Source organism: Actinacidiphila bryophytorum, assembly GCF_016916835.1.
Taxonomy (GTDB): domain Bacteria; phylum Actinomycetota; class Actinomycetes; order Streptomycetales; family Streptomycetaceae; genus Actinacidiphila; species Actinacidiphila bryophytorum.
The window spans coordinates 97438-124176 of the sequence record NZ_JAFFIX010000008.1; the positions used below are offsets into that span (position 1 = coordinate 97438).

At 72.8% G+C, this 26739-nt stretch carries 21 protein-coding genes and 1 pseudogene; 13 read left to right on the top strand and 9 right to left on the bottom strand.

Annotation, left to right across the window (positions count from 1 at the left end):
* Nucleotides 1-155: 155 nt before the first annotated feature.
* Nucleotides 156-1151 (top strand): Acg family FMN-binding oxidoreductase, encoded by a 996-nt coding sequence (locus JT723_RS14305; protein ID WP_205044972.1) that lies wholly within the window; start codon nucleotides 156-158, stop codon nucleotides 1149-1151.
* A gap of 115 nt (nucleotides 1152-1266) precedes the next feature.
* Here the strand turns inward: JT723_RS14305 and JT723_RS14310 are convergent, their stop codons facing one another.
* Nucleotides 1267-2163, bottom strand: coding sequence for a universal stress protein (locus JT723_RS14310; protein ID WP_205044973.1), 897 nt, complete (start codon nucleotides 2161-2163; stop codon nucleotides 1267-1269).
* Between the two features lie 131 nt (nucleotides 2164-2294).
* The gene (locus tag JT723_RS35765) at nucleotides 2295-3158 is read right to left on the bottom strand and encodes a universal stress protein (protein ID WP_205044974.1); all 864 of its coding nucleotides are present in this window, start codon (nucleotides 3156-3158) and stop codon (nucleotides 2295-2297) included.
* 201 nt (nucleotides 3159-3359) lie between these two features.
* Here JT723_RS35765 and JT723_RS14320 point away from each other — a divergent pair.
* From JT723_RS14320 to JT723_RS14325, 3 genes and pseudogenes are all read left to right on the top strand, one after another.
* A pseudogene (locus JT723_RS14320) lies at nucleotides 3360-5090 on the top strand (molybdopterin-dependent oxidoreductase); the annotation flags it as partial.
* Nucleotides 5091-5560: 470 nt separating this feature from the next.
* Nucleotides 5561-5797: a molybdopterin dinucleotide binding domain-containing protein gene (locus tag JT723_RS35105; RefSeq protein WP_251513145.1), complete on the top strand. Its 237-nt coding sequence runs from the start codon at nucleotides 5561-5563 to the stop codon at nucleotides 5795-5797.
* A 49-nt stretch (nucleotides 5798-5846) separates the two neighbouring features.
* A complete protein-coding gene (locus JT723_RS14325; protein ID WP_205044975.1) occupies nucleotides 5847-6731 on the top strand; it encodes a universal stress protein in 885 nt (294 codons plus the stop codon).
* 39 nt (nucleotides 6732-6770) lie between these two features.
* Here JT723_RS14325 and JT723_RS14330 read toward each other — a convergent pair whose 3' ends face one another.
* The gene (locus tag JT723_RS14330; protein WP_205044976.1) at nucleotides 6771-6971 is read right to left on the bottom strand and encodes a DUF1918 domain-containing protein; all 201 of its coding nucleotides are present in this window, start codon (nucleotides 6969-6971) and stop codon (nucleotides 6771-6773) included.
* 530 nt (nucleotides 6972-7501) lie between these two features.
* Here JT723_RS14330 and JT723_RS14335 point away from each other — a divergent pair.
* From JT723_RS14335 to JT723_RS14350, 4 genes are all read left to right on the top strand, one after another.
* Complete coding sequence (locus tag JT723_RS14335) at nucleotides 7502-10228, top strand: tetratricopeptide repeat protein (protein ID WP_205044977.1); 2727 nt, start codon at nucleotides 7502-7504, stop codon at nucleotides 10226-10228.
* A gap of 323 nt (nucleotides 10229-10551) precedes the next feature.
* Nucleotides 10552-11415, top strand: a complete 864-nt coding sequence (locus tag JT723_RS14340) for a universal stress protein (protein WP_205044978.1) — start codon at nucleotides 10552-10554, stop codon at nucleotides 11413-11415.
* Nucleotides 11416-11822: 407 nt separating this feature from the next.
* The gene (locus JT723_RS14345) at nucleotides 11823-13223 is read left to right on the top strand and encodes a nicotinate phosphoribosyltransferase (protein WP_205044979.1); all 1401 of its coding nucleotides are present in this window, start codon (nucleotides 11823-11825) and stop codon (nucleotides 13221-13223) included.
* Between the two features lie 13 nt (nucleotides 13224-13236).
* Nucleotides 13237-14118, top strand: a complete 882-nt coding sequence (locus tag JT723_RS14350; RefSeq protein WP_205044980.1) for a universal stress protein — start codon at nucleotides 13237-13239, stop codon at nucleotides 14116-14118.
* 40 nt (nucleotides 14119-14158) lie between these two features.
* Here JT723_RS14350 and JT723_RS14355 read toward each other — a convergent pair whose 3' ends face one another.
* On the bottom strand, nucleotides 14159-15703 hold the full coding sequence (locus JT723_RS14355) for a bifunctional aminoglycoside phosphotransferase/ATP-binding protein (RefSeq protein ID WP_205044981.1): 1545 nt from the start codon (nucleotides 15701-15703) through the stop codon (nucleotides 14159-14161).
* 218 nt (nucleotides 15704-15921) lie between these two features.
* Nucleotides 15922-17631, bottom strand: a complete 1710-nt coding sequence (locus JT723_RS14360) for a GAF domain-containing sensor histidine kinase (protein ID WP_251513147.1) — start codon at nucleotides 17629-17631, stop codon at nucleotides 15922-15924.
* Nucleotides 17632-17809: 178 nt separating this feature from the next.
* Between JT723_RS14360 and JT723_RS14365 the strand changes: the two genes are divergently transcribed.
* Nucleotides 17810-18709: a Vgb family protein gene (locus JT723_RS14365; RefSeq protein WP_205044982.1), complete on the top strand. Its 900-nt coding sequence runs from the start codon at nucleotides 17810-17812 to the stop codon at nucleotides 18707-18709.
* Nucleotides 18710-18876: 167 nt separating this feature from the next.
* Nucleotides 18877-19566 carry a helix-turn-helix domain-containing protein gene (locus tag JT723_RS35110; RefSeq protein WP_251513149.1) on the top strand — a complete coding sequence of 230 codons (690 nt, stop codon included), beginning with the start codon at nucleotides 18877-18879 and terminating at the stop codon, nucleotides 19564-19566.
* 50 nt (nucleotides 19567-19616) lie between these two features.
* Here JT723_RS35110 and JT723_RS14375 read toward each other — a convergent pair whose 3' ends face one another.
* Nucleotides 19617-20486, bottom strand: a complete 870-nt coding sequence (locus JT723_RS14375) for a universal stress protein (protein WP_205044983.1) — start codon at nucleotides 20484-20486, stop codon at nucleotides 19617-19619.
* 201 nt (nucleotides 20487-20687) lie between these two features.
* Here JT723_RS14375 and JT723_RS14380 point away from each other — a divergent pair, with 201 nt between their 5' ends.
* Nucleotides 20688-21551, top strand: coding sequence for a universal stress protein (locus JT723_RS14380; protein ID WP_205044984.1), 864 nt, complete (start codon nucleotides 20688-20690; stop codon nucleotides 21549-21551).
* Between the two features lie 66 nt (nucleotides 21552-21617).
* On the opposite strand, the gene JT723_RS14385 is transcribed toward JT723_RS14380, so the two are convergent.
* A complete protein-coding gene (locus JT723_RS14385; protein WP_205044985.1) occupies nucleotides 21618-22274 on the bottom strand; it encodes a helix-turn-helix domain-containing protein in 657 nt (218 codons plus the stop codon).
* Nucleotides 22275-22637: 363 nt separating this feature from the next.
* Here JT723_RS14385 and JT723_RS14390 point away from each other — a divergent pair, with 363 nt between their 5' ends.
* Nucleotides 22638-24023, top strand: a complete 1386-nt coding sequence (locus JT723_RS14390) for a vanadium-dependent haloperoxidase (protein ID WP_251513151.1) — start codon at nucleotides 22638-22640, stop codon at nucleotides 24021-24023.
* A 72-nt stretch (nucleotides 24024-24095) separates the two neighbouring features.
* Here the strand turns inward: JT723_RS14390 and JT723_RS14395 are convergent, their stop codons facing one another.
* On the bottom strand, nucleotides 24096-24977 hold the full coding sequence (locus JT723_RS14395; protein WP_251513153.1) for a helix-turn-helix domain-containing protein: 882 nt from the start codon (nucleotides 24975-24977) through the stop codon (nucleotides 24096-24098).
* Between the two features lie 119 nt (nucleotides 24978-25096).
* Nucleotides 25097-26092 (bottom strand): prolyl aminopeptidase, encoded by a 996-nt coding sequence (gene pip / locus JT723_RS14400; protein ID WP_205044987.1) that lies wholly within the window; start codon nucleotides 26090-26092, stop codon nucleotides 25097-25099.
* 46 nt (nucleotides 26093-26138) lie between these two features.
* On the opposite strand from pip, the gene JT723_RS14405 reads away from it, so the two are divergent.
* On the top strand, nucleotides 26139-26636 hold the full coding sequence (locus JT723_RS14405) for a MarR family winged helix-turn-helix transcriptional regulator (protein WP_307864006.1): 498 nt from the start codon (nucleotides 26139-26141) through the stop codon (nucleotides 26634-26636).
* The last annotated feature ends 103 nt before the right edge of the window (nucleotides 26637-26739 follow it).

A 26739-nucleotide genomic window follows, 5' to 3' on the forward strand; every position in this document is an offset into this window, starting at 1 on the left:
CCCGCGCGCCCCGACCCGTACTAGGGCCGAACGGACCCCTCGGCGGCCCCTGCACCGTCGGGGCCGGACGGCCCCCCGGTCGGCGCCCGACGGCCCCTGCCGCACTCCGCCCCGGTCCGCGAACCTGGATCGAGAGCAACGTCGAGGAGGCAGCCATGACCACCACCGCAGCGCTGGACGCGGCCACGCTGGAGAAACTCGTCTCCGCGGCCGTGGCGGCACCCTCGATCCACAACACCCAGCCGTGGCGCTACCGGCTGGACCCCGACACCATGACCGTCGAGGTGCGGGCGGCCTGGGACCGCACCCTGCAGCACACGGACCCCGAGGGGCGTGCCCTGCACATCTCGGTCGGCGCGGCCGTGCTCAACCTGCGGGTCGCGGTGGCGCACTTCGGCTGGGAGCCCGTCGTCCGCCTCCTGCCCAGGCCCGCGGAGCCCGGCCTGCTGGCGACCGTACGGCTGGCAGGGCCGCGGGGCCACGCGGCCCCGGCGCGCGAGGCGGACCTGTACGACGCGATCTGGCGCCGGCACAGCAGCCGCTTCCCCTTCTCCGAGCAGCAGGTGCCCGGCGACGTCCTGGCCGAGATCGCCCAGGCCGCCGACGCGGAGGGCGCCCACCTGTCGTGTCCGCGGCCGGGCGAGAACGCCCGGATACTGCAGCTCACGGAGGAGGCGGAGCGGTTCGCCGTCAGCGATGCCGACCGCGGCGCCGAGAGCCGCTCGTGGGTACGCGAGGAAGCGGCCGACGGCATGCCCGGCGCGGTCCTCGGCCCGTACGACTCCGCCGGCCACCTGCCGATGCGCGACTTCACCGCTCTGCGGCCCGCGAACCGGCGCCCCTCGGCCGCCTTCGAGCGGCACCCGGTCGTCGCCGTGCTCGCCACCGCCCACGACGCGCCTGCCGACTGGCTGCGGGCGGGACAGGCCCTGGAACGCGCGCTGCTGGTGGCCACCGCCCACCAGGTGCGTGCGTCGCTGTTCAGCCAGGCCGTGGAGGAGCCGGACGTGCGGTGGGCACTGCGCGACCCGCGCGGCGGGCACGAGCACGTGCAGATGCTGATCAGGTTCGGCTACGGCCCCGAGGGTCCCGCGACCCCGCGGCGCCCGGTGCGGGACGTCCTGGACACCGGGGGGCGGCCACCGCACTGACGCCGCGGGGGCCGTCGCCGTATCCGCTGCTCGCCGCCGCCGACACCGCCGACACCCCAGCCGCCCTGCCGCCGGCCGGTGCCGGAACCAGTGGTCCCCGCAGAGGACCGGGGCGTCATCGTGCGACGCCGGCCCGGCTGCCCACAACGGCCACCGGGCAGCCGGCGTGGTGCAGCATCGCCTGGCTCACCGAGCCGAGAAGCAGCCCGGTGAACCCGCCCCGTCCACGCGCTCCGACGACCAGGAGTTGTGCCGTACCGCTCTCGGCGACGAGCGTCTCCCTCGTGGCCGCACGTACCGACCGCTGCTCGACCGGAACCTGCGGATACCGCACCGTCCATCCGGCGAGTGCCTCGGCGAGCAGGCGTTCCTCGTCGGCCGCCAGCTGGCCGGGCGGGTAGGCGTAAGGCGTTGCAGGGTCCTCGGGGGGCGGCGGTACGGGGACGTTCCAGGTGGTCCAGGCGTGCACTGCGAGCAGGGCGGATCCACGCAGAGCGGCCTCGTCGAAAGCGAACGCGATCGCGTCGCGGGCGGCCGGGGATCCGTCGACGCCCACGAGTACCGGTCCTGAGGGATCAGGCCTCCCGCGCACCACCAGGACCGGGCATCCGGCATGTGCGGCCAGACCCACTCCCGTCGACCCCACGAGCAGCCCCGCGAGCGCCCCCGTCCCCCGGGACCCGACAACCACGAGTTGGGCGTCGCGCGACTGCTCCACCAAGACCTTGAGGGCATCGCCCGTGACGACCTCCCGGGAGACGGCCACCCCCGGGGCCGCCGCACGCGCGCGTTCCACCGCCCGCGTGAGCAAGGGATCGGTCAGTGCCCGCATGTCACGCTCGGTGCACAGCAGCGGAGTCGCCCCCGGCGGGAAGTGCACCTCGGGCCAGCCGAAGGCGTGCACCACGCGCAGACGGGCGTCACGCCGTGCCGCTTCACCGGCCGCCTCCGCCACCGCGTCCAAGCTCGGCGCTGAACCGTCCGTCCCGACCACGACCAGGGCACCCACCATGCCTCCCGCCTCCGCCCCCACTGCCAGGTTCTCCCCGGCCCTGCCCGGCCGCCACCGGAACACCGCGCCACGGCGTGAGCGCACCAGCCAACGGGCGCCTGCCGCCCGGCCCCTGGAAGGGCCGTGGGATGTCAGTCGTGAGGTACCACGACCACGGGGGCGGTGACATGGTGGAGGACATCGTGCGTGACCGGGCCGATCCGCATGCCGAGGACCGGCCGGTGCACCTTGCGGCCGACGACGACCACGGCCGCGTCCGACGCGGCTGCGGCCAGCGTCCCGCCGGGGCTGCCCCGGACGACCTGCTGGACGACGCCGAGGCGTGGATACCTCCGTTTCCACGGGTCGATCGCATCGGCCAGCGCGCTCTCCTTGCGTGCCGCCATCGTGCGGTCGTCGTCCACGAGTTGCACGGACTGCCGGTCGTAGCGGACGTCGGAGGGCACGTCCCACGCATGGACGGCACGTACCGGGGCCCCGCGCTCGTCGGCTGCGGTGAACGCGAACCGGAGAAGCGGCTGGGCCGGGCGCTCCAGGTCCTGCAGCCCGACGACCACCTCCCGCCCCGGGCGTCCGCCGGCGGCCGTTCCGCCCGCCCGCACCATCGCCACCGGGCACGGGGCGCGCGCCAGGATCTGGTGGCTGACCGACCCGAGCAGGAATCCCGAGACGGCGGTGTGCCCGCGCGACCCGAGGACCAGCATCTCGGCACTGCCCGCTGCCGCCAGCAGGGCGACGTCCGCCTGTTCCATGATCATTTCCGTGGTGACCCGCACCTGGGGACAGGCGGACTCCACAGCCGTGCGAGCGCCGCACATGGTGCGCTTCGCCCGGCTTCTCGCCGTGACGTCCAAGGGTGCGGGAAGCTGGGGATGCCATCCCCAGGCGTGCACAAGGTGAACCAGCAGGCCGCGGCGGAGCGCCTCCCGCGCAGCCCAAAGGGCGGCGGCCGCGGCCTCCTGTGAGCCGTCAACGCCGACGACGAGCCGACGCATAGTGCCTCCTCCGGGGCGTGAGTCGGACCTGCTCTCCTCACCTCTCAGGCTCACGCCGGCACACCGCACCCGCCAGCGCTGGTCACTCCTGCTCTCACCGCCCCCCACAGGACCGGGACCGAGGGGAACAATCCCGAGTGCACCGCACACGACCGCGTGTCCCAATTGCCAGCTCTGATCCACATCGTCACGATGAAGGGCATGTCGCCCCGTGGCACATCTGACCGTTCCGACGCGTTCCGCGCCCTGGCCGAGCGGCACGGCCGAGGCGACCGGTTGTTGCGCTCGCTGGTCACCGCGAGGACCGACACGGTCACCGGCCCCGAGGCCGGAATCGACCTGCCCGCGCTCTGCCACGACGACCGGCTCCGCCCGGCGGGGTCGTGCCGCACGTGCCTGGTGCGTGCCGACGGGAGGATCGCGGCTGAGTGTGTGACTCCTGCCGCCCCGGGCACGCAGGTCGAGGCGGCCACCGAGGAACTCCGGGCGCTGCGCCGCGATGCGGTGGAGGTCATCGTCTCCGCGTTGCCGCCCCGCGCGGTGACCGGCACAGCTCGCAGCGAGCTTGCCCTCCTGTGCGGGTCGCTGGGCATCGGTCCGGATTCGGCCAGGCATGCGGCGAAGCGGGGTGTGGACGACTCCCATCCGTATGTCCACCTCGACCGGGACCTGTGCATCGCCTGTGGGCGGTGCGTGCGGATGTGTGCCGACGTGCAGGGCACATTCGCCCTCACACTCGTCGGCCGGGGGGCAGGCACCGTCGTCGCCCCGGGCACCGGCGGGCGGTGGAGTGAGTCGGACTGCGCCGCCTGCGGCGGCTGTGTCGATACCTGCCCCACCGGCGCGATCACCCAGGTCGGCCCGGGCAGCGGTCTCACCTCGGGCGTCTGCCCGCCTGACGCGCGAACCAGCACCACCTGCGGTTATTGCGGCGTGGGCTGCACGCTCGACGTCGTCACCGCCGCCGGTGAGGTCGCCGCCGTCCTGCCCGCGCGGGAAGGCCCTGTCAACCAGGGGCATGCGTGCGTCAAGGGCCGCTTCGCCCACGGGTTCCTCACCTCGGCCGAACGGCTCACCGAGCCCCTGGTGCGCCGGGACGGACGCCTTGCGGCCGCGACCTGGGACGAGGCCCTGGCATTCGCCGCGCAGGGCATGAGGGCGGCCGTGGCGGCCGGCGGCCCGGACGCTGTGGCGGCGATCTCCTCGGCCCGCTTCGAGGCCCACCCGGTCGTGGGAGCCCGGCTGCTGCAACACGCCCTGCGCGGCGCCCGGCTGATCGTCGCCGACCCACGGGCCGTCGGCCTCGCCCTGCACGCGGACGTGCACCTGCGGCCCCGCCCGGGCACCAACGTCACCCTCTTCCACGGGCTCGCCCACATCCTGCTCGCCGAAGGGCTGGCAGACGAGGCGTTCCTCCGCCAACGGGCCGCGGGCCTGACCGAACTCACCGAACTGCTCGAGGACTACCCACCGGATCGGGTCTCGGACATCACCGGTGTGCCGGCCGCCGACCTGGTCGCCGCCGCACGGCTGTACGGGCGGGCGCGACGTCCCGCCGTGTTCTACGGTCTCGGCGTCACCGAGCACCTCCACGGCACAGACGGCGTACGGACCCTGGCGAGCCTGGCGATCCTGCGCGGCGCCGTCGGTACAGACAGGGGTTGCGGTGTCAACCCGCTGCGCGGCCAGAACAACGTCCAGGGCGCCTCCGACATGGGCGCACTGCCCGACGTCCTGCCGGGGTACGGCGGCGTGACCGACCCGGACACCGACCAGGTGACCCGGGCGCTGGAGGCGTGTCCGCTCGTCATCTGCAACGAGCTCTTCCTCTCCGAGACCGCCCGCCACGCCGACGTCGTCCTGCCCGCCGCCTCCTGGCTGGAGAAGGACGGCACGTTTGTCAACTTCGACCGCCGGTTCCAGCGGGTACGGCCCGCTCTCCCGCCGCCGGGTCAGGCCCGTAGCGACTTCGCGGCGGTGCACGGCCTCGCCGCGGCCCTGGGCACCGACCTCGGCTGCCCGACCCCGGCCGCCGCCCTGGCCGAGTGCGCACAGCTGTCCCCCCACTTCGCCGGCATCTCCCACGAGCGACTGGACCGCGACGGCGCCATCCCCTGGCCCTGCCCCTCCCCCGACCTCCCAGGAGAAGCCACCCTCTACCGGGAACGGTTCGCCACCCCCGACGGCCGGGCACATCTGTCCGCGGCCCCCTATCTTCCGCCCGGCGAGCAACCCGACGACACGTACCCGCTGATCCTGGTCACCGGACGCCGGTGGGCGCACTACAACTCCGGCAGCATGACCCGCAGAAGCGGCAACCTCGCGCTCGAGGGGACCGACGTCCTGGACATCCACCCGACGACGCGGCGCACCTCGGCCTGCGCGACGGCGACCAGGCCACGGTGGAGAGCCGGCACGGCGCGGCGCGGCTCGTCGCACGTACCGGTGTCCAGGTGCCGCCCGGCCAGGTCTTCTGCGCCTTCCACTTTCCGCAGAGCGGCGTCAACAGCCTCACCTCCGACCACACGGACACCGCCACGTCCTGCCCCGAGTACAAGGTCACGGCGGTACGGGTGAACCCCCTGGGATCCACGGCCCGTCCCCATCGGTCCGCACACGGTGCGCCCACGAGGCCCTGACCCGCAGCTGTGTCCGCGGTCCGGAGATAGCAACAGACGGGAGTCAGCAATGACACGACCGCAAGGACGTCCCCCGATCGTCGTCGGCGTCGGCCCAGGCCCGGGCGGGAACGTGGCACTAGCCTGGGCCGCCGACGAGGCGGATCGGCGGCATCTGCCGCTGCTGCTGGTCCTCGCGCAGGACCTGGCAGCTCCCCGCCGCCACCCGGCGGCCCGGCGGCAGTCCTGGGAGCGGTGGAAGGACGTTCTGCGCGCCGGGGCGGACCACACCCTCAAGGAGGCCGTCGCCTTCGTCGGGTCCCGTCGTCCGCAGGTGCGGGTGGAGGCGCTCCTGGCGGAGGGGCACCCGGCGCAGGTGCTGCAGGAGCAGGCGCAGAACGCCAGCCAGGTCGTACTGGGCTCATGGCATCTGAGCGCCGTCCAGGAGCGGTTCACCTCCGCCGCGGTGGCCATGCCGCTCGTCGCCCGCGCACCGTGCCCCGTCGTCGTCGTACCGGAACCGGAGCACACCACAGCCGAGGACCCCTACTTCGTGGTCGGCGTCGACGGCAGCCAGTGCTCCGCCGCCGCCGTCGACTACGCCTTCGCGGAGGCCGCCCGACGCGGGGCACTCTTGCGCGCCCTGCATGTGTGGCTGCCCCCGCGGCCCGGATCCGTCGACGAGGCGACCGGCCTGCAGGAGTGCCGGCGTCTGCTGTCGGAGACCGTGGCCGGGCGTACCGAACGGTATCCGGAAGTGGGCGTGCGCCATGAAGTCGTGGCAGGGCACCCGGTGGACGTCCTGACCAGAGCCTCGGAACACGCCCTCGGCCTGGTCGTGGGCTCACGCGGCCGGGGCGGCTTTCCCGGCATGCTGCTGGGCTCCGTCAGCCAGGGCGTCGTGCTCCACGGACGATGCCCGGTCGTCATCGTCCCGCACCCGCACGAGGACTGACGGCGCCGGTCCTCGCGGATCTGCTCCCGGGGCGCCGACTCACCCGGTTCGTCCACCGGCCGGCTCCACATGGGCCTCGGGTCCCGGGAAGAAGACGGTCTCACGATCGTCCTCCGTCCAGCGCACCACATAGGGCGGCGTACCGTCGGGGTGCTCGAGTTGCACGATCCGCCCACGGCGGCGCGGCCCGTCCAGATGCAGGGCCTCGACCACGATCCAGTCTCCTACTTCGGCGTGCACGGCATACTCCTTCCGCTACACCTCCTTCCACTGTGCAGCCGCACGAGGGCAGGTCGCCACACCAGGCACCGCACGCCGGAGCGGTCACAGCGCAGGCGCCACCGCACGGCGGCACTCCTCCCGCGCCTGCCGGGTCCTCCGGCACCCAGGAGCAGGGCCGAACAACCCACGACAGATGATCTCCGCGGTGGCAACGTGGACATGAGAGCGCCCGCCGGCTGCCTCGCCCCGCCCGGACCGCACGGCCCCGCCGGGCCACGCACAGGGAACTCGCACCGCAGAGGAGGCATCGGCGATGACCGGAGGCCTGCACACCGTCCGTGACGTCACGACGTCAAGACGGGGTAGGTTCTCGCCTCGGACCTGATGCCGGCGCCGGCGGTGACCGTCGAGGATAGCGGCACGCTCTCCGGCGCCGCGCGCATCATGGCCACCAAGCCGCAGCCATGACCACGTGCCGGGATGCACGCCGCACCGCACCGTCGCAGGCTGGTGGGAGACGGACCCACCACCGGATGGGGGAAGTTCTCGTGATCCATCCGAAGCCGGGCCGAGTGGCCCAGTCCTCCCTCCCCCTGCGATACCCGGGCCGCCGGTGGCTCGTCTTCGGCGTTCTCACGGCCGGGCTGATCGCCATGGCCTACTGGGCCGGTCGCACCTGGAAGGGCGCCACGGCGGACTGGGGTGCGTGGACGTGGCTGAACGACATCTTCGGCGGCGTCGCGGGACTGCTCGTCGGGAGCAACGGCGGCGAGAACGTACCGGCGAGTGCGCGGTTGGCGGCACTCCTGCTGCTCATCCTCGTCCTCGCCGTGTGGCGACGGGCGCTGCTCGCCCGCAACGCGTACAAACCCGGTCCGGTCGACGTGCAGCCGCTCCAGGACACCACCGGCAAGTCCGTGGCCCCGCCGGTCGCCGACCTGACCGCACAGCTCCGCAAGCAGCTGTCGGAGACGAGCCTGAACCCCCCGCCCGGCGTCCCGGAACCGCCGGCGGACAGCTTCCTGGACGTGGTGGGGACCGTCGACCCCGACCCGAAACTCCTCGGGATCAGCATCATGCGGGCGCTGGCACGCCTGAAGCCCAAGATCGCCTACCAGGTCAGGGGCGAACTGCAGATCCGCGGCAAGGAACCCCGCTACGGCGTGACCGTGACAGTCGTCTCCTACGCGCTCGGCGGCTGCCGCATGACGACGGTGTGGGGTTCCAGCTGGAAAGAGGCCGTCCACAGCGCCGCGTACTGGGTCATGTCGTCGCTCCTGCCCGTCACCCGCCCCGGCAAGCTCCAGCCCTGGCGTGACTGGGTGGGGCGCGAGCTGCCCCCCGCACTGTTCGAAGCGGTCCAGCGAGGGAACCAGCTGGGCAAGGCACATAAGAACGACGAGGCGCTGCACTGGTACTACGAGGCTCTGAGACTTGATCCGCTCAACCCTTACCTACGGTTCAAGCTGGCGAAGGTACAGCAGGAATGCGGCCTGTACATCGACGCCCTCGACACGATGCAGGGCTCGCTCATCTCCGACGGGCAACGGGACGACGACTACACATGGCGCCTCTGGCAGTCCTTCGGCCATCTCCGCCGCCCCCGATACCTGCTGTATCTCCGCCGCCGCCCCGACGCGATCGACGTGCGGTACTCCCATGCCATGCTGCTCCGGCTCTACGACCGGAACGATCTGGCTACGCAGTGGTGCAAGGACAACCGCCGAGACCACTCACGCGAAGCGGTGCGCCAGGGGATCCGCGACCGGCTGACCCCACTGCTCGCGTATCGCTACTGGCCGATCGGCCTTATGGACTTGGACGGTGGTCCTGAGTCGGGGAGCATGAAGGAGAGGGAGAAGAGTCACGGCCGAGATGCACGAACGAAAGTCGAGGACATTCTCCGCAACGGTTCCTGCGACCGCGTACGTCTGTTCTTCCAGCGAGCGTCCGCACAGGAGATGATCAGGCTCGCCTCCGACCGCTGGCTCGCCTTCCTCGTGCCGGGCATCTCCTCCACCCGCACGTGGACGGACCTGAGGATCTGCCGCGACCTGCTGTGTCCCATGGAGCTGTCCCGAGCAGAGGACGAGTGCCACATCCATCCGGAGACCGCGGCGCTTCCACGTTTCGGCCGACGCGAGAACCAGCAATGGCACTCCTCCAACCCGTCGTCCCTGGCGACCGGCTCAGTGGAGGAACTCGAGAAGCGGATCTGGAAGCACTTGAACTGGCCTCGCTGGCCTCTCCGGATGAAGTGGCCGCTGCGAACGGAAAGCAGGCAGTGGCAGGATCACTACAACGCGGCCTGCGTTTACGGAGCTGCCATGCGGAACCCCTGGCACCTCAGGAAGGAGAAGACACGGAGGGAACGCGACGACAAGCTGGCCGAGCGCGCCATTCGTGAGCTGCAAAAGGCGCTGCGCACGTCCGACAGCGCCTACTCCACCGTGACCACCGAGAAGAACATGTGGCTGATCTACGGTGACCCCGACCTGGCGGATCTCAGAGGAGATCAGGCCTTCACCAACTTCGTCGGTTCCGTGTACCCGCAGCCCAAGGCGCTCGGCGAACCCGAACCCGATCTCGTCCTGCGCCAGATGGCGAGCTACGACAAGCGGTTTCTCGCCGCTGAGGCCCACGCGATGGAGGAGTCCTGGCATCGGCGAGGCCGAAGCTGGGGCGAGGACGTCCACTCCATGATCGGCTGGTTCCGTGAAGAGGAGGACAGGTGGAAGACTCTCCGGTCGATCGCGCAAGAGGAAGCCCATGACTGGCCGACCAGGTTCGAACTGATCAAGAAGGTCAGAGACGAGTCGGCTGCAGCAGCCCCGGCAGCGGAGGACGTTCCTCCCGGTGTTCCGTCGGCGAAGGACCTGGAGGACCGCAAGGACCGCAAGGACCAGGAGCACCTCGCGAAGAACACGGCGGTCCCGGAAGAACTTCGCCTCATACTCAAGGCCTTGGACAAGTACCTGGTGGAGGACGTCCCCGAGTCCGTGCAGGGCCGCCCCGAGCCGGTGGCCGCCAAGACTCGTGAGTGGCGCACCAGGCTGCTCGCCGCCGACTCCGCGGGGGTCTCCCACCTGCCGCGGAGGGAGGTGGAGGAGCTCTGCATGGCTTACGCCGGAGCCTGGCAGACCCTCGGCGACTGGTTCGAGTCCCCCACGAAACAGGCGGAGCTCTCCTTTGCCGAGGCAGTGGAGAAAGTACCGGACCCCCCGCAGAACCTCACGGACCCCCGGGGCCTCGGCGCCCCGGGGAAGTTCTGGTGACGCCCGGCGCCACGCAGGACCTGGCTGAACCGCCGCTCCCTGTCTGCGCTCCTAGCAGACTGGTGGCGCGGCAGGGACCGCCCGCCGGTCGGACGCCCTCATGCGGGGACTGGCGTACCGGGCGCAACGGCAAGCCGGCGCCGGCTGACGTCATGGGCGCCGACCGCGGGCCGACCGCACCCGCGTACCGCCCGCCCGCATGAGCCTGACGGCCATCGTGGAGGTCCTGTCGGCCCTATCGCTTCGTGCCGGCATGGGTGACTCTTGGCAGAGCGGCCAGCAGGGCACTCCCAGGACGAGGACACGGCGAGGCGGTGTCGGCGATGGCGAAACATCTGGTTGTCGGGATCGACGGATCATCCGCGAGCGCGGCGGCGGCGGTATGGGCCGGGGAGGAGGCGGCGGCGGTAGGCGCGGATGTACTTCTGCTCAACGTCTGGCAGCCGCCGACCGGCGACACGCAGGTCTCCCCCACCCCCGACATACTGCGCCTGTGCGAGGAGGAGCAGCTGCGTGTCGCGGCCGCAAAACTCATCGCCCGCAACCCCCGGCTCGACGTCGGGATGGAGCAGGTCACCGGTACTCCCGCCACAGCGCTGGTCGACGCCGCGACGGCCGGTGACGAGATCGTCCTCGGCTCCCGGAGGCTCGGCAGGATCGCCGGATACCTCTACGGCTCCGTGGGCCTGCACGTTGTCGCGCACAGTGACTGTCCCGTGGTGCTGGTCAGGGCGCCAGGCAGCCGACCGGGCGGCGCGGGGGCGGGGGTCGTGCTCGCCCTCGATCTCGACCGCCCCTCCGAGGCGTTGACGGCGTTCGCCTTCGAGGAGGCTTCGGCCAGGGGGGCCGCCCTGCGCGTGGTGTACGTCTGGGACGTCCGCGGTCTGTACGGCTACGGTGGGCCGATGACGGATCGGCAGGAGGCAGCACGGATGCGCCACGAGCGGGGTCGGGAGCTGGCCCTGTTCATCGAACCCTGGCGTGCCGCGTTCGCAGACGTCGAGGTGACCGCGGACGTCGTCGCAGGCCCCGTGACTGACTGCCTCGTCAAGGCGGGGCAGGACTGCGCCCTGCTGGTGGCGGGCCGTCGGCGCCGGCACCTTCCCGTCGGCGTCCGAATCGGCCCCGTCACCCATGCGGTCGTCCACCACGCCCCGTGTCCGGTCGCCGTCGTCCCCCACGACTGAGCCCGGCGGTACGACAGCCCAAGTCCGGCGGTAGATCGTCCGCGTCGCGGATGGCGGGGGCAACCAGCCCGCCGCCGCGCAGGGAGACCGCGACCCCAGGCTGCGGTTCCTGGTCCTGTCCTCACGGCTGCCTCCTCCCGCATGTCGGCGCAGGTGATCCGCTCGCCGGGGCCGGTTCCGTGCACGGACGCGAGATCCCACCTCCTCCGCCCGGTGGCGGACGGGCCGGGCCGCTGCGGCCGTGCCACCTGCTCGCCCGGTCCCCGGCGGAAGGGACATCCCAGGACAAGCGACCTCGGCAGTGGGAGGGTGGCTTAGAGGGCCGGCCCCGCCGGCTGCCGGACCCGCCGGCCGACGAGCCGGCAGACAGCCGGAGGCGCCATCGTCGCGGGACAGGAGCGCCCGGCATGTCGAACGCGCAGATCACCGACCTCTACGAAGTGTCCATGGCGCACTCCTACCTCAGGGAGCGCATGATGTCGGCAGCCACCTTCAGTCTGGCCGTCCGCAAGCTGCCGCCCGGCCGCGGCTACCTCGTCGCCGCCGGGCTGGAGTCGGCACTGGACATGCTGTCCGGTCTTCGGGTCGACGACGACGACGTCGAGGCCTACGCCTCTGCTCTGGGCCGGCCGGCGGAGGACCTGCGCCCGCTGTCTGGGCTCACCTTCACGGGTGAGGTGCGGGCCGTACCCGAGGGGACGGTCGTGCTGGCCGGAGAGCCCCTGCTGGAGGTGACAGCTCCGCTGCCGGAGGCCCAACTCGTCGAGACGATGCTGCTGAACCAGGTGTGCCACCAGACGGCGGTGGCCACCAAGGCGGCTCGGTGCGTCGCCGCCGCGTCGGGCCGGCCCGTCGTCGACTTCTCCCTGCGGCGGACCCACGGGGTCGAGGCCGGGATGCAGGCGGCCAGACTGGGCGCGATGGCCGGTTTCACCGGAACGAGCAACGTGGCCGCCGCACGCGCCTTGGGGCTGCCCGCGGTCGGCACCATGGCGCACTCGTACATCGAGGCCTTCGAGGACGAGGAGACGGCGTTCCGGGCATTCGTCTCCGCCCACCCAGGCCCGGTCACGCTGCTGGTGGACACCTACGACACGGAAGCCGGCGCCCTCACCGCCGCCCGGGTCCTTCGCGACGAGCGACTCGCGGACGGCTGTGCGGTACGGCTGGACAGCGGCGACCTCGGTGCGCTCGCCGTCCTTGTCAGGCGCATCCTGGACGCCTACGGCCTGCCTTCGGTGCGGATCACCGCGAGCGGCGGTCTCGACGAGTACGAGATCGACCGGCTGGTCCGGCTGGGAGCACCCGTCGACGTGTTCGCGGTCGGCACGCGCTTCGGGGTCTGCGACGACGCGCCCTCCCTGGATGCCGCGTACAAGCTGGTCGACTACGACGGCCGGCCGACGATGAAACTCTCTCGCGGCAAAGTCACAGCACCCGGGGCCAAGCAGGTCTTCCGCGGACCAGGCTTCCGCGATGTCGTCGCGCTACGGGACGAACCGGCCCCGGCCGGGACGCGGCCCCTTCTCGCACCCGTCATGCGGCAGGGACGCCGGCTCGGCAGCCCGCCGACGCTCAGCCGGATGCGTACCGGGCTTCAGACCGGCCTGGCCGACCTGCCGGCGGAAGCACGGCGCACCGCTGACCCGCAGCCGCCCGAGGCGGCCGAGTCCGTCCGGCTCCGGGAACTGACCGACGCCACCAGAGACCGAATCGAGTCCGTCGCCCTGGCCAATGGCAGACGAAGGGAGCAGGGAGTCTCCCCTGGGCGGCTCGACTCCCTCCGCAAGCGCCGGACCGCACAGTGACGCGGGAGTGACTATGGGTGATGCACCGATCGTCGTGGGTTACGACGGGTCGCAGGAGAGCCAGGCCGCCGCGGACTGGGCTGTCTGCGAGGCGGAACGACGCCGTGCCCCCGTGGAGTTGCTCTATGCGGGGGACCCGCCCGCATCGCCGTCCGACAGCGAAGGGCAACGGCGTCTGAGCCATCTGACAGCCGCACGAGAGGCCGAACTGCGCGCGCTGCGCCCGGACATCGAGGTGACGACCGTCCATGTCCCGCGTGCACCGGTGGCGGCGCTGGAGAGCGCTGCCGGACGGGCGGCAATGCTGGTCCTGGGGTCGCGAGGGCTGGGCGCCCTTCGCGGTTTCGTCGTCGGTTCGGTCAGTCAGGAGGTGCTGGTCCGGAGTGTCTGCCCCATGGTGCTGGTGCGCGCGGTCGAACCGCGGTCCGCCGGCGTGGGGGCTGCCGAGGCACCCAGGTGCGGGACGTCCGGCCGGGACGTCGTCGTCGGTCTCGACATGCGCCACCCGGTGGAGGCAGTCCTGGGCTTCGCCTTCCATGCCGCTGATCTCCGCGCGGCCCCCCTCCACGTGATGCATGCCTGGGGCCATCCCCCGGGCGGCGAGTACATGGCCTACGGAACGTTCGGAGCCTTCGACGAGGACGAGGCGGCGAAGGAAGGTCAGCGCCTGGAGGCCGCCCTGGTTCCATGGCGCCGCCGGTACCCCCAGGTGCGTCTGCGTACCACCCTGGCCCGCGGGAACGCCTCGGTGCGTCTCGTCGACGCCGGAGCCGACGCGCAGCTCCTCGTCGTCGGGCGTCATCACCGACGCCTGCCGATCGGCCGTCTGGGGCCGGTGACGTCCGCGGCGATCCACCACGTCGGGTGCCCCGTCGCCGTTGTCCCCTGCGACTGACCGCGGGGCCTCGCGGACCGCCCGTTCGCCGGCGGGCTCCCTAGTCGGGCAGCATGTACGGACGGCGGAAGATCGGGGCTTGGGCGTTTCCGTGCGGTCGTACGGCTGCCAGAGCCTGGGCGACTGCCGCCTCCAGCGGGCCGCTGGTGTCGACCACGACGGCTTGCGGCCACGGCGGTTCCTCTGCCGCCATGGCGGCGGCCACACCGGCGTCGGCGTCGGAGATGCCGGGCGGGCGCCCGATCAGCCGGGCAGCGGCCACGTCATCGGGCACCCGGCAGTGCAGCGCGACCACGTCGGCACCGGCGTGTTCCGCCATCCGCAGCGCGGCTTCCCGGCGGCCCGCGTCGGACCAGGAGGCGTCCAGGACGACGGACTCCCCTTTGGCCAGCAGGGCGGACGCCCGGTCGAGCAGCCTCCCGTACGTCCTGCTGGTCCACTCGGGCGAATAGATGCCCTCTCGATACCCGGCGGCCGCGTGCTGCTCCGCCGGGATGCCGGCCAGTTCCTTGCGCAGGCGGTCGCTGCTGAGCAGGGTGACACCGAGTCGATCGGCGAGCGCACCGGAGAGTGTGGACTTCCCACTGCCCGGCAGGCCTCCTACGAGCGTCAGGCCGACGGCAGCCGTGCGCAGGTGGCGCAGTGCCGTCCCGGTCAGCCGGCGAGCTGTCGCCTCCGCACCCGGCGCGCCCTGTCCCGACTGGATCAGGGCGACCTTCGCACGGACGAACGCACGGTAGGCGACGTAGTGGTGCCACAGCGACGACGGTGCCGGATCGCCGGAGAACTCACCGTAGGCGGCCAGGAAGAACGCCGCGGCCTCCGGTGCGCCGAGGTGCTCCAGGTCCATGGCCAGGAAGGCGGCGTCGTCAAGCCCGTCGACGTAGCGCAGCCGGTCGTCGAACTCCAGGCAGTCCAGAACACGAGGGCCGTCGGACAGGCAGAAGATGTCGTCGGCAAGCAGGTCACCGTGACCGTCGACCACTCGGCCCTGCTGGATACGAGCGTCGAACAGCTGCAGCCGGCCGCCGAGGTAGCGCCGCACCAGCCGCTCCACCTCCTCCAGACCGTCCGGCGGGTCGCCGTCCAAGGCGCGGACCTGTGCGAAGCTGGCCTCCCAGCGCGATGCCAGGGCGTCCCGGCTCCCTTCCCGGTCCACCTCCGGGCTGCGGGACTGCTGCGAGTGACAAGTGGCGAGCAGCCGGGCGACCTCCCGCAGCGCGTCGTCGAGGGCCTCACCCTCCTGGACGAGCCGGGACAGGCGGCGCTCGGCCGGCATGCGCCGCATCACGACGACGGGTTCTGGCACATCGGTGTCCGGCCCTCGGAAATCTCCGACACCGAGATACACGTCGGGGGCGAAACGCCGGTTGAGGGCGACTTCCCGCTCGCACACGGCCCTCCGGGCCGCCACCGTGGTGAAGTCCAGAAAGGTCATGTCGACGGGCTTCTTGACCTTGTAAGCGCGATCGCCGACGAAGAACACGACCGCTGTGTGCGTCTCGCGGACCTCTGCACGCGACGCTCCAGCCGAACCCGGGGCCGACCGGAGCGCCGACGCGTCAGACTGATGCCGCTCCACCATGCGGGACACCTCCGTCTCGTGAGAGGCCGGGACGGCGCCGAGCGTGTCCGCCCGCGGGTGCCGGGGACCTGCGCGTGGCCGCTGGTCCTTCCAGGACTACCCCAGATCCTCGGCCGCCGCATTCCCCGGGCCGCCGACTGAACGGACCGTGTACCCAGTCCCCCGCCGACGGCATCCACGGCCGCAGCGGACGGCCGCCGGCAGGGGCCGCGTGGTTATCAGCTACCTGCAGACCCCAGCGGCACCTTCCACACCAGGCGGGTGCCGCCCTCAGGGCCTGCCGCCGTCTCCATGGACCCGCCGCGCTGCTCCGCGCGCACCGCGAGGTTCCGCAGCCCGCTGCGCCGCCCGGCGGACCGCAGCCCGACCCCGTCGTCCGTGACGCACACCGTCAACGTCCCGCCGGCGACGACGAGCGAGACGTCGACGGAGGACGCCTGAGCGTGCCGCGCCGCGTTGGACAGGGCCTCGACCAGCACCGCCACCGCGTCCTGCGCGAAGTCGGCGGGCACGTCGGTGTCGAGCAGCCCTTCCATGTGCAGGGCCGGTGTGAAGCCCAGGGCCGCCGCCGCGTCCGCCACGCTTGCCACGGCCCGCGAGCGCAGGCCGCCGGACCTGCGATCCCCTTCGTCCGCCCGCAGCCCGAAGATCGTCGATCGGATGATCTTGATGGTCTCGTCCAGGTCGTCCACCGCGCGCAGCAGCCGCTCGGTCGCCTGCGGGTGGTTCACGAAACGCAGCGTGCTCTGCAGCGTCATCCCCGTGGCGAAGAGCCGCTGGATCGCCAGGTCGTGCAGGTCGCGGGCGATGCGGTCGCGGTCCTCGAGCACCGTCAGCTGCTCGGCCGACCTGCGCCGCTCCGCCAGCTGCAGCGCCAGTGCGGCCTGCCCGGCGAAGCCCAGCAGCAGCGAGGACTCGGCCTCGGAGAACAGGGCCGCCCCGGACTTGCGGGCCAGCAGCAGCGCCCCGCGCACGCCCTCGTCGGTGACCATGGGCACCGCCACCGCGGGCCCCAGGCTGCTGAAACGCGGCGGCCCCGCGGTCACCCGGGGGTCCTTTCGGATCTCGCCCGTGGTGATCGGCTTCTCGGCGGCCATCGCCGCGCCCATGAACGTGCCGTCCCGCGGCAGCGTCAGCCCGCGGTGGTCGTCGGCGCCGGTGCCCTCGGCGATCATCACCCGCACGTCGCTGCCGCTGTCGACGGCCAGTGCGATGACACCCAAGTCGGCGTCCGCGATGTTCCTGGCGTGCCGCACGATGCGGCTCAGCACGTCCATCTCGTCGGCGCCCGACAGCAGGGCGGCGACGATCTCGGCGTTGGCCTCCATCCAGCGCTGCCGGTCGCGGGCCGACCGGTAGAGCCTGGCGTTCTCGATCGCCACACCGGCGGCGACCGCCAGCGTCCGCAGGACGGTCTCGTCCTCCCCGTCGAACTCGCCGCCGCCGCGCTTCTCGGTGAGGTACAGGTTGCCGAACACCTCGTCGCGCACCCGGATCGGGACCCCGAGAAAGGAGTGCATCGGCGGGTGATCGTGGGGGAACCCGTACGAGGACGGGTGCTCGGAAAGCTCCTTGAGCCGCAGCGGCTCCGGGTGCCTGATCAGCTCGCCCAGGATGCCGTGCCCCGACGGCAGACCGCCGATCGCCGCGCGCTGCTCCTCGCTGACCCCCACGGTCAGGAACTGCGACAGCCGCGTCCCCTCGATCACCCCCAGGGCGCCGTACTCCGCGTCCACCAGCGTGACGGCCGACTCCACGATCGTGCGCAGCACCTGCGGCAGCTCCAGCTCGCTGCCCACCGACAGCACCGCCTCCAGCAGGTTGTGCACCCTGCTCTGCGTCCCGCGCACCGCGTCGAGCCGCACCTGCAGTTCGTCGAGCAGCTGGTCCAGGCGCAACCGCGGCAACTGCTGGCCGTCCTCGCCCACCGGATCCTCCACTCGCGAGCGGACACACACAATCCTACCCGGGAGCTTAGAGGAGCCGGCCTTCCAGCCCGTCCCGCGACTGCTGCCGCAGGGCCGGAAAATCCAGGGGCGCGGGCGGTGCGGGCACGGATAGCATCCGCACTCGCACGTCCCCCGTTCACGATCGAGGAATCCGCCGATGCCGAGTCGCCCGTCCGCTGCGATCGCAGAGTTCTCCGTCTCCGACCGTGAGGCCGGACCCTACGGAATCACCGCGGGACCAGACGGTGCCCTGTGGTTCACCATGGTCCACCACGGACGGATCGGCCGGATCACGACCGGCGGCGACGTCAGCGTCCACCAGGTCGAACCGGCCACCGGCGGGCCGTCGATCATCACGGCAGGACCCGACGGCGCCCTGTGGTTCACCGAGTTCCGCGGCCACCGGATCGGCCGGATCACCACGGCAGGGGACATCACCTCCTTCCCGCTGCCGACGCCGGACGCCGGGCCGTTCGGCATCGCCGCGGGAGCCGACGGCGCGCTGTGGTTCACGGAGGCCGGTGCCGACCGCATCGGCCGCATCACCCCCGGCGGGCAGGTCACCGAGTTCCCCATCCCGCTGTCCGGTGCCTTCCCGTCCGCGATCGCCGCAGGACCGGACGACCGGCTGTGGTTCACGATGAACCAGGCGAACGCGATCGGCGCCGTCGGACACGACGGCGACGTCACCGTTCACCCGCTGCCCACACCCGCGGCCGCCCCGGTCGGCATCACGGCCGGCGCCGACGGCGCCCTGTGGTTCGTGGAGATCGGCGCCGGCCAGATCGGACGGATCACGCCCGACGGGAAGATCGACGAATTCGCCCTGTCCGACCGCGCGTCACGCCCGCACGCCATCGTCGCCGACGGCGGAGGGAACTGCTGGTTCACCGAGTGGGGGGCCAACCGCATCGGCCGGATCACCCCCGACGGCCGTATCGAGGAGCACGACCTTCCCAGCCCCGCCTCGGAGCCCCACGGCATCGCCCTGGGGCCGGACGGCGCGATCTGGACCGCCCTGGAGATCGGAGCGGTCGCCCGCCTCACCGCGCCCTGAGCGCGCCGCACGGCACCCCGGGCACGCGCTCACGGCACCCTGCGACGGAGTCTCCCGGCTCGGACGGCGGCTCGACGCACCCCCGCCGCGGTTCCCGCGTGGCACCGTCCGGCGGCGGGGGTGAGGCTGGACGTACGGCCGCGACGACGGAAGGGAGAGGATCCGCCGTGACCCAGCCCAGCGGAGGAACCGGGGAGCACCGCACCGAGCCCGCCGACCTCGCCCAGCGGGTCGCCGACCGCCGCGGAGAACTCGGGATGGCAGAACAGGAGTTGGCACTCGCGGCGGGCATGGCGCCCCGCTACCTGCGGCAGGTCCTGGACGCCGGCCCCGGCTTCGACCCCGGCGGTTTCGTACGGATCGCCGCCGCGCTCGGCCTGACCTACAAGGAGCTGCTCGAAGGCCGCAGCGACCCCCCGCCGGGGCAGGCGGGCCCGGGGGCGGGGCCGGTGCTGGTCCATCTGACCTCCGAGGAGTGCTGGGACATGATCGGCAGCCACGGTGTGGGTCGTATCGCGCTGCCCGCGGAGCCCAGCCCCGTCGTCTTCCCGGTGAACTACACCGTCGACGCGCGCACGCTCGTCTACCGGACAGCCCTTGGCGCCCCTGCGGCGCTGGACACCGGGTCGGCGGTGTCCTTCCAGGTGGACCGGGTGGACGAGCGGCTCAGCCAGGGCTGGAGCGTCCTGGTCGCGGGAACCGCGGAACCGGTCGACGACCCGGCGGCCGTACGGGCACTGGCCGAGCGGCGGGCCGCGGAACCGTGGGCCGGCGGGAAGCGGTCGCTGTGGATGCGCATCCGCCCTGAGCGCATCACCGGCCGCCGCATCGCGACCGCTCGCGGTCACGAACTGTGAGGATGGGCTCACGGCTCGACCAGTGGGCCGCGCGGGCATCGCGCGGCCGTTCAGACGGTCCCGGACGGTGCGACGAGCAGCGGGCATGCGGTGCGGTTCACCAGGTCGCGGCTGGTGGATCCCAGCAGCATCCCGCGGAAGCCGCCGCGTCCACGGGAGCCCACCACCAGGCACCGCGCGTGGCGTGCCGCGGACGCGAGCAACGGCGCGGGGTCGCCGCTGAGGATCTCGTAGCGCACCGCGGTGTCGGGATAGCGCTCGGCGTGCCCGGCCAGCAGCTCCGACAGATGCAGCCCCGTCTCCTCGATGAACTCCGGCCATGCCGCGTCCCTGGGCCGGCGCACCTCGACCGCCACCAGTTCGGTCTTCGCGGCGTCCGCCTCGGCGAAGGCCAGCTCCACGGCCGCCAGCGACGAGTCCGACCCGTCCACGCCGACGACGACCGGCCCGTCGGCGGGCGCCGCGGGCGCCTGCGGTACGAGCGCCAGCGGGCACGGCAGATGACCGACCAGCATGTGGCCTTTGCCGCGGTCGAAGAACACCCCTTCGACTCCGGTGAGCCGGCGGGCGCCGAGCACCAGCAGCGCGGCGGTCTCGGCGGCGTCGCGCAGCACGGGCGCGGCACGGCCCACGGCCAGCTCCCCGGTCACGGGCAGGCCGGGATGCGCGGCCGCCGCCGTCCCGCAAGCGTCGTCCAGCAGCGCCTGCCCGGCGGCGCGGAAGTGCGTCGACCAGGCGTGGGCGGGATGGCCGGGCGCCGCATCGGGCGGCGCGCCGCGCGGCCACTCCTGGGCGTGCAGGATGCGCAGCGCGAACCCCCGCGCACTCGCCTCGTCCGCGGCCCACCGGACCACCCGCTCGGTCAGCTCCGGGTGGGTACGGGTGACACCTGCGACCACCGCTTCGCGCCTGACGGACATACGACCGACCTCCTTCGCCCGGATGGCCGGTGCCCGGCCACACCGCCACCGTGCGCCGCGCTTCCCCCCGGCCGACAGGGATCAGCCGGGCACGACAGGGGTCCGGTCGGCCCTATCGCGTACGGCAGGTGCGGGCGATCGTGAAGACCCTGCACGTGGCCCACACATCCACGGACAACAGCGAGAGGCGAGGTGGTGGCGATGGCGAGGATCGTGGTCGTCGGAGTCGACGGGTCGCCGGAAAGCGCGGCGGCGGCCGAGTGGGCCGGGGACGAGGCGGCGGCACACGGAGCGGAGGTACGCCTCCTCGACGTCTGGCAGCCCCCGGCCAGCAATGTGCAGTTCTCCCCGGCACCGGAGGCGCTGCGCCAGTGGGAGGAGGCGCAGGTCCTCGACGCCGCCCGTAAGCTCACCGCCCGCCACCCCGGGCTCAAGGTCACCGCGGAGCAGATCACGGGCAGCCCGGCGCCCGCGCTGCTCGACGCGGCCGCCGCGGCGGACGTGACCGTCCTCGGCTCCCGCGCGCTCGGCACCGTCTCGGGCTTCCTCTACGGCTCCGTGGGCCTCCACGTGGTCGCTCACAGCGACCGGCCGGTGGTGCTGGTACGAGCCCCCGGCGACGAGCCGAGCAGCGCCGGTGCCCCCGTCGTACTCGCCCTCGACCTCGGCCGCCCTTCCGACGCGCTGACGCAGTTCGCCTTCGAGGAGGCGTCGGCCAGGGTCCCCGCCCTGCGCGTGGTACACGTGTGGGACGTGCACCGGCTGTACGGCTATGCGGGCCCCATGCTGGACCGCGAGATCGCGGAGCAGCTGCGCTCGGAACAGGCAGAACAACTGGCGCAGGTGCTCACCCCCTGGCGCGCCCGGTTCGGCGACGTCCAGGTGTCCCACGAGGTCGTCGCGGGGCCGGTGACCGGGACGCTGGCGGAGGTGGCGCAGGAGGCGTCGCTGCTCGTCGTGGGCCGCCGCCGCCGGCACATCGCCGTCGGCGCCCACATCGGCCCGGTCACCCACGCCGTCGTCCACCACGCCGCATGCCCGGTCGCGGTCGTCGCCCACGACTGACGCGCCTGATGCGCGACCGCCGGCTGACGCGCGACCGCCGTCGCCCACGGACGGTGCGCGCCGCGATCAGCCCGCGGTGATCCGGCGGCCTGTGATGCGTACGGGGTCGATCCGCATCCACACCGGGCGGTCGCCGCCTGCCCAGGGGGTGGTGCGGGCGCGCTCCTGGAGGTCCAGGATGTCGGCGGGATCGGTGACCTCGGCTGCGGCGCCGAGGACCAGCACGCTCCAGCCTTCGCTGAGCGCCTCGTCGATCCGGTCCACCTCGAAGGCGACCTCCTGGCCGGCGGCACGGGAGGGCACCGAGGGCGGCGCCGTGCGGAAGACCACCGCTCCGTCCACCATGTCGTAGTTGACCGGCACGATCGCCGGGCCCTCGTCGGTGGTCAGTGCGATCCGCCCGACCCCGTGGTCCGACAGCAGTGCCAGGCACTCCTCGGGCTCGACCACGGTGAAGGCGGGGTGCTCGGCCGCCTCGCCCAGGCCGGGCGGCAGGCCCGTCTCGGCGCCGCGCAGCCGCGGCACCGTCGTCTCCAGTGCCTCGGCCACCCGGAGCAGGAAGGTCAGCCCGGGGACGGCGGACGGCTGCTCCTCGACGTACTGGAGGTAGCCGGGGGCGATCCCCGCCCGCTCGGCCACCTGCTCGCGCGTCAGGCTCAGCTCCTCCCGGCGCAGCGCCAGACGCCTGCCGATGTCACCCGTCGGGGCGGGGTTCGGCGACATTGCCTTCACATCCCTTCCTCCGTCCGTCCTTCCAACCTCGTCGCAGTCCGGTCTCGGCGCATGAGCCGTCCAGCCCGTGGTGCGGGGCCGAACGGCCCCTCCTGCCTGGAGGCCGTCCACGGCGGGGCAGCGGGCTGCGCACCGCCGGGCGGGGTGACGGAAATATCCAAGACCGCGGACGGCGCGAGGCCGCAGGATGGCGCCGTCAGGTACGAGCGGGACGGCCGGGCGGGGGCGGCCGACCCGGCTCGGTGGCCGGACCGCGGCCCTCCTCACACGTCGGAGACCTCCATGCGATCGCTCCTCGGCAGACCGCACGGCACCTCAGCCACCCGCGCGTTACGCACGCGCACCCTTCGCAGGGTGCGGCAGGCAGCCGTGCTGGGCGCCGGACTGTCCCTGCTCGCAGCAGGGACCACCCTTGCGCTGCCGCAGTCCCCGGCGAGGGCGGCGGCGCCCGACTACACCGGCGACCCCACCCAGTACTGGAACGGCGTCCTCCTGGAGCTGTTCCGGGTCAGCACGGGCGACGCGGGCTCGCCCGGCCGGCTCGCCCGGGCGGCCGCCATGATGAACGCCGCGATCTACGACGGCGAGAGCGCGTACCAGAACACCTTCGGGACGCTGAAGTACAAGCCGTACCTGTCCGCCCCCAAGTACTGGAACCTCGGCCAGGGGGCGGACGAGGAGGAGCGGATCATCGGGCGGACGGCGTACAACGTCCTGCACGACCTGTACCCGGACCAGACCGCCTACCTGGACCAGAAGTTCCTGGAGCGGTTCGGCACCCCGTCCACCCAGTACGACATCATCGACACCGAGATCGTCGGCACGATCGTCACGAACATGCGGCAGGCGCGCAGCGCGGACGGCTGGGACAACCCCGCCACGTACCAGCTCGACAACGTGCCGGGGTCCTGGCGCCCGACGGGTGAGACCGGCTGCACCAGCGCGGACGACGCGGGGACGCCGAACTGGGGTCTGGTCAAGCCCTTCACGATGAGTTCCGGGTCCGCCTACCGGCCCTCCACGCCCGGCACCTTCGCGAGTTACTCCGCACTGCTGGCCAGCCCCGCCTACGCCGCCCAGCTCGACGAGGTCCGCAGGCTCGGCGGGCGCGACTCCACCGAGCGGACCGGCGAGCAGACGGCGGTCGCCACCTTCTGGGCCAACGACCTGGGTCCCGACGCCGCCCACAAAGGCACGTTCAAGCCGCCGGGGCAGCTTCTCGACGCCACGATCGGGATCGCCAAGGCGCGGCTGCAGAGCAAGTACGAGAACACCCGGCTGTTCGCCCTGGTGTCGCTGGCGATGGCGGACGCCGCGATCGGCGAGTGGGACGTGAAGTACCAGACGCCGATCGATCTGTGGCGCCCCGTGTCGGCCGTCCACTACGCCGGGGAAACCTCCTGGGAGCCGCTGTCGGCCGGCCGCGACGGCTCGCCGCTGACGCCCTGCTTCCCCGCCTGGGCCTCGGGGCACTCCGCGTTCGCGGGCGCATGGGCCGCGGTGATGCAGGGGTTCTTCGGCGGCAACGACTCGATGAACTTCACCGTGAACACCGAGGACCCCGCTTCCCCGCAGAAGACCCGCAGTTACACCAGCTTCCACCAGGCCGCCCAGGAGGCCGCGGAGAGCCGCGTGTATCTGGGCGTCCACTACCCGTGGGACGCCGCCGACGGCCTCAAGCTCGGGGACGACATCGCGGTCAACTCGGTCCTCCCGCGGCTGGGACCGGTCGGCTCGTAGCCGGTCGTCCCGCAGCCGGGCGGCCCGTACAGGGGACGGGCCGCCCCCGGTGGGACGTGCCCGTCCGCGGCGTCAGGTGGTCAGCACCACGCTGGTGATCTGGCCCTCGGCCCTGTCCAGTTGGGCCTGCAGCCGGGCGCCGTGCTCGCGTTCCGCCAGGAACCGGGAGGGCGAACGGGTGGTCATCTCCTTGAACTCCCGGTTGAAGTGCGCCTGGTCGTAGTAGCCGCAGATCTCGACGATCGCGCTCGCGCGCCGGCCCGCCTCCAGCAGCCGGAGCGACCGCCGGAAGCGCAGGACCCGGGCGACCGACTTCGGTGACAGGCCGACCTGCTCCTGGAACCGGCGCTCCAGGGCTCGTTCGCTCCAGCCGACCTGAGCGGCGACGGACGCCGGACGCGCCCTGCCCAGCTGGGCGGCGAGTTGCTGCCAGGCCGCCGGTACGCCGGCCGCGGCGGCGGGGCCGGTGCGCAGCCGGGTCACGAAGAAGGAGTCGAGCAGCGTGAAGCGCGCACCCCAGCCCGGCGTCTCGGCGAGGGCCTCGGTCAGGTACGGGAGCGAACCGTCCAGCAGGTCCGTCAGGTCGACCACCGTGTCGGCCAGCTCGTGCATGGGCGCCCTCAGGATCCGGAAGGCGGTCCACGGGTCCATCACGACCTCGATGCCGTGCGCCCTGCCGTCGTGCCCGCCGAACGAGGGCCGGGTGTGCAGACCGGAGACGAGCGACGCACAGGTGACCCCTTCCGGCGAGGCGCCCCGGCCGCCGACGATCCGCAGGGGCTCGGCGAACCCGATCACCACGCTCACCGACCCGGCGGGAACCTCCAGCCGCAGCCGCGGACGGTCGAAGGCCAGCCGGAAACCCCGGTAGCTGTGAATCCCCGGCCGCAGCGCGGGATGAGGCCGCCGGGTCACCATCTCCCAGCGGCCGCCTGGCTCGGCCCAGCGTCGCACAGCGATCGCTCCCCCCCTGAGCAGGCCGCCACCGCGGCGGCCCACCGCACCGTACCGGCGTGTGCGCGAACCGCAGGAGAGCCATTCCGGCCACCCCGGCCGGGCGTCATGGCGGACGGTCACCGCGTGGGAGCCCCCACCGCAGGGCCGTCCTCCCGCACCGGCCGGAAGCGGTCCGTGGCCGCGACGACCGCGTCGGTCGTGGCGTCCCCCGACAGCCCGTGGCCCTCGTGGCCGATCAGCACCAGCTCCGCGTCCGGCCACTGCCGGGCCAGGCGCCAGGCGATGTCCACGGGGCCGCTGATGTCCAACCGCCCGGCGACCAGCACACCGCGGATGCCGGCGAGCCTGCCGGCGTCGCGCAGCAGCGCCCCGTCCTCCAGGAAACCGGCGTGCCGCCAGTAGTGCGTGACCAGGCGGGCGAAGCGCATCCGGAAGGCCGGGTCCTGATAGCGGGGGTCGGGCCGGTGGCCGGGGTGGGTGGACACGTGCACGTCCTCCCACCGGCACCACTCCCGGGCCGCGCGCTCGCGGACGGCGGCGTCCGGGTGGGCGAGCATACGGGCGTACGCCGCCGCCAGATCGCCGTCCCGCTCCCCTTCAGGTACGGCGTCGCGGAACCTCTCCCACTCCTCGGGGAAGACCCGCCCCATCTCCCGGGTGATCCACTCCACCTCGCGCCGGGTCGTGCTGGTCACGCTGAACAGCACGAGTTCCGAGACGTGTGCCGGGTGCCGCTCGGCGTAGGCCAGCGCCAGGGTCACACCCCACGAGCCGCCGGTGACCAGCCAGCTGCCGATGCCGAGGTGCCGGCGCAGCAGTTCGATGTCCGCGATCAGGTGCGGGGTGGTGTTCGCGGAGAGCGGGGTCCGCGGATCGGCCGCGTCCGGGGTGCTGCGCCCGCACCCGCGCTGGTCGAACAGCACGATGCGGTACGCCGCCGGGTCGAACAGCCGGCGCCAGAACGCCCCCGCCCCGGACCCCGGGCCGCCGTGCAGGACGAGGGCGGGCTTGCCCGCCGGATTCCCGCAGGTCTCCCAGTACACGCGGTTGCCGTCGCCGACGTCCAGCATCCCCTGCTCGTACGGCTCGACGGGGGGATAGAGCCCGGCCATATGAGACACCCTCCCTGAGATGTAACAGCGCTGTTAGATTAACAGGGTGCGAGTGCGACATCATCCGGATCCGGCCGCCACCGGCACGCTGCTCCGCCACGTCCTGGAACTGCTCGACGCGGACGTGGCCGAGGTCTACCAGGAGCAGGGACTGCCCGAGTACCGCCCCCGCTTCTCCCCGGTCGTCCGCGCGCTGCGGGCCGAAGGGCCGCTGTCGGTCCGCGACCTGGCCGCGGCCGTCGGGGTCACGCATTCGGCGGCCAGCCAGACCGCGGCCCAGATGGCCCGCGCCGGCCTTGTCACCCACACCCCGGACCCTCGGGACGCCCGCCGCCGCCTGGTCGAACTCACCCCCAAGGCCCGCGCCCTGCTGCCGCAGATCCAGGCCGAGTGGGACGCGACGGCGGCTGCGATGGCCGCACTGGACGCGGAATTGTCCATGCCCCTCGGGGACCTGCTGGCCGAAGTGGCGCAGGCGGTGGGCCGCCGCCCCTTCCGGGAGCGCATCGCCGACGCCCACGGGCGGTCGAGGGGGCGTCCTTGACCCCCGCCGGGGTGGGGGTTTCCCCCGGGCGGGGACGGGCGGTGGCGGGAGTGACCGGGCCGGGGTGATCACGAGAGCCTCAAGTGGACGGCGCCGCGACCGG

Bases quoted from the DNA above. Each gene is read 5' to 3' on its own strand.
- JT723_RS14305 (WP_205044972.1), top strand. From the start codon at position 156: ATGACCACCACCGCAGCGCTGGACGCGGCCACGCTGGAGAAACTCGTC.
- JT723_RS14310 (WP_205044973.1), bottom strand. From the start codon at position 2,163: ATGGTGGGTGCCCTGGTCGTGGTCGGGACGGACGGTTCAGCGCCGAGC.
- JT723_RS35765 (WP_205044974.1), bottom strand. From the start codon at position 3,158: ATGCGTCGGCTCGTCGTCGGCGTTGACGGCTCACAGGAGGCCGCGGCC.
- JT723_RS14325 (WP_205044975.1), top strand. From the start codon at position 5,847: ATGACACGACCGCAAGGACGTCCCCCGATCGTCGTCGGCGTCGGCCCA.
- JT723_RS14340 (WP_205044978.1), top strand. From the start codon at position 10,552: ATGGCGAAACATCTGGTTGTCGGGATCGACGGATCATCCGCGAGCGCG.
- JT723_RS14345 (WP_205044979.1), top strand. From the start codon at position 11,823: ATGTCGAACGCGCAGATCACCGACCTCTACGAAGTGTCCATGGCGCAC.
- JT723_RS14350 (WP_205044980.1), top strand. From the start codon at position 13,237: ATGGGTGATGCACCGATCGTCGTGGGTTACGACGGGTCGCAGGAGAGC.
- JT723_RS14355 (WP_205044981.1), bottom strand. From the start codon at position 15,703: ATGGTGGAGCGGCATCAGTCTGACGCGTCGGCGCTCCGGTCGGCCCCG.
- JT723_RS14365 (WP_205044982.1), top strand. From the start codon at position 17,810: ATGCCGAGTCGCCCGTCCGCTGCGATCGCAGAGTTCTCCGTCTCCGAC.
- JT723_RS14375 (WP_205044983.1), bottom strand. From the start codon at position 20,486: ATGTCCGTCAGGCGCGAAGCGGTGGTCGCAGGTGTCACCCGTACCCAC.
- JT723_RS14380 (WP_205044984.1), top strand. From the start codon at position 20,688: ATGGCGAGGATCGTGGTCGTCGGAGTCGACGGGTCGCCGGAAAGCGCG.
- JT723_RS14385 (WP_205044985.1), bottom strand. From the start codon at position 22,274: ATGTCGCCGAACCCCGCCCCGACGGGTGACATCGGCAGGCGTCTGGCG.
- pip (WP_205044987.1), bottom strand. From the start codon at position 26,092: ATGGCCGGGCTCTATCCCCCCGTCGAGCCGTACGAGCAGGGGATGCTG.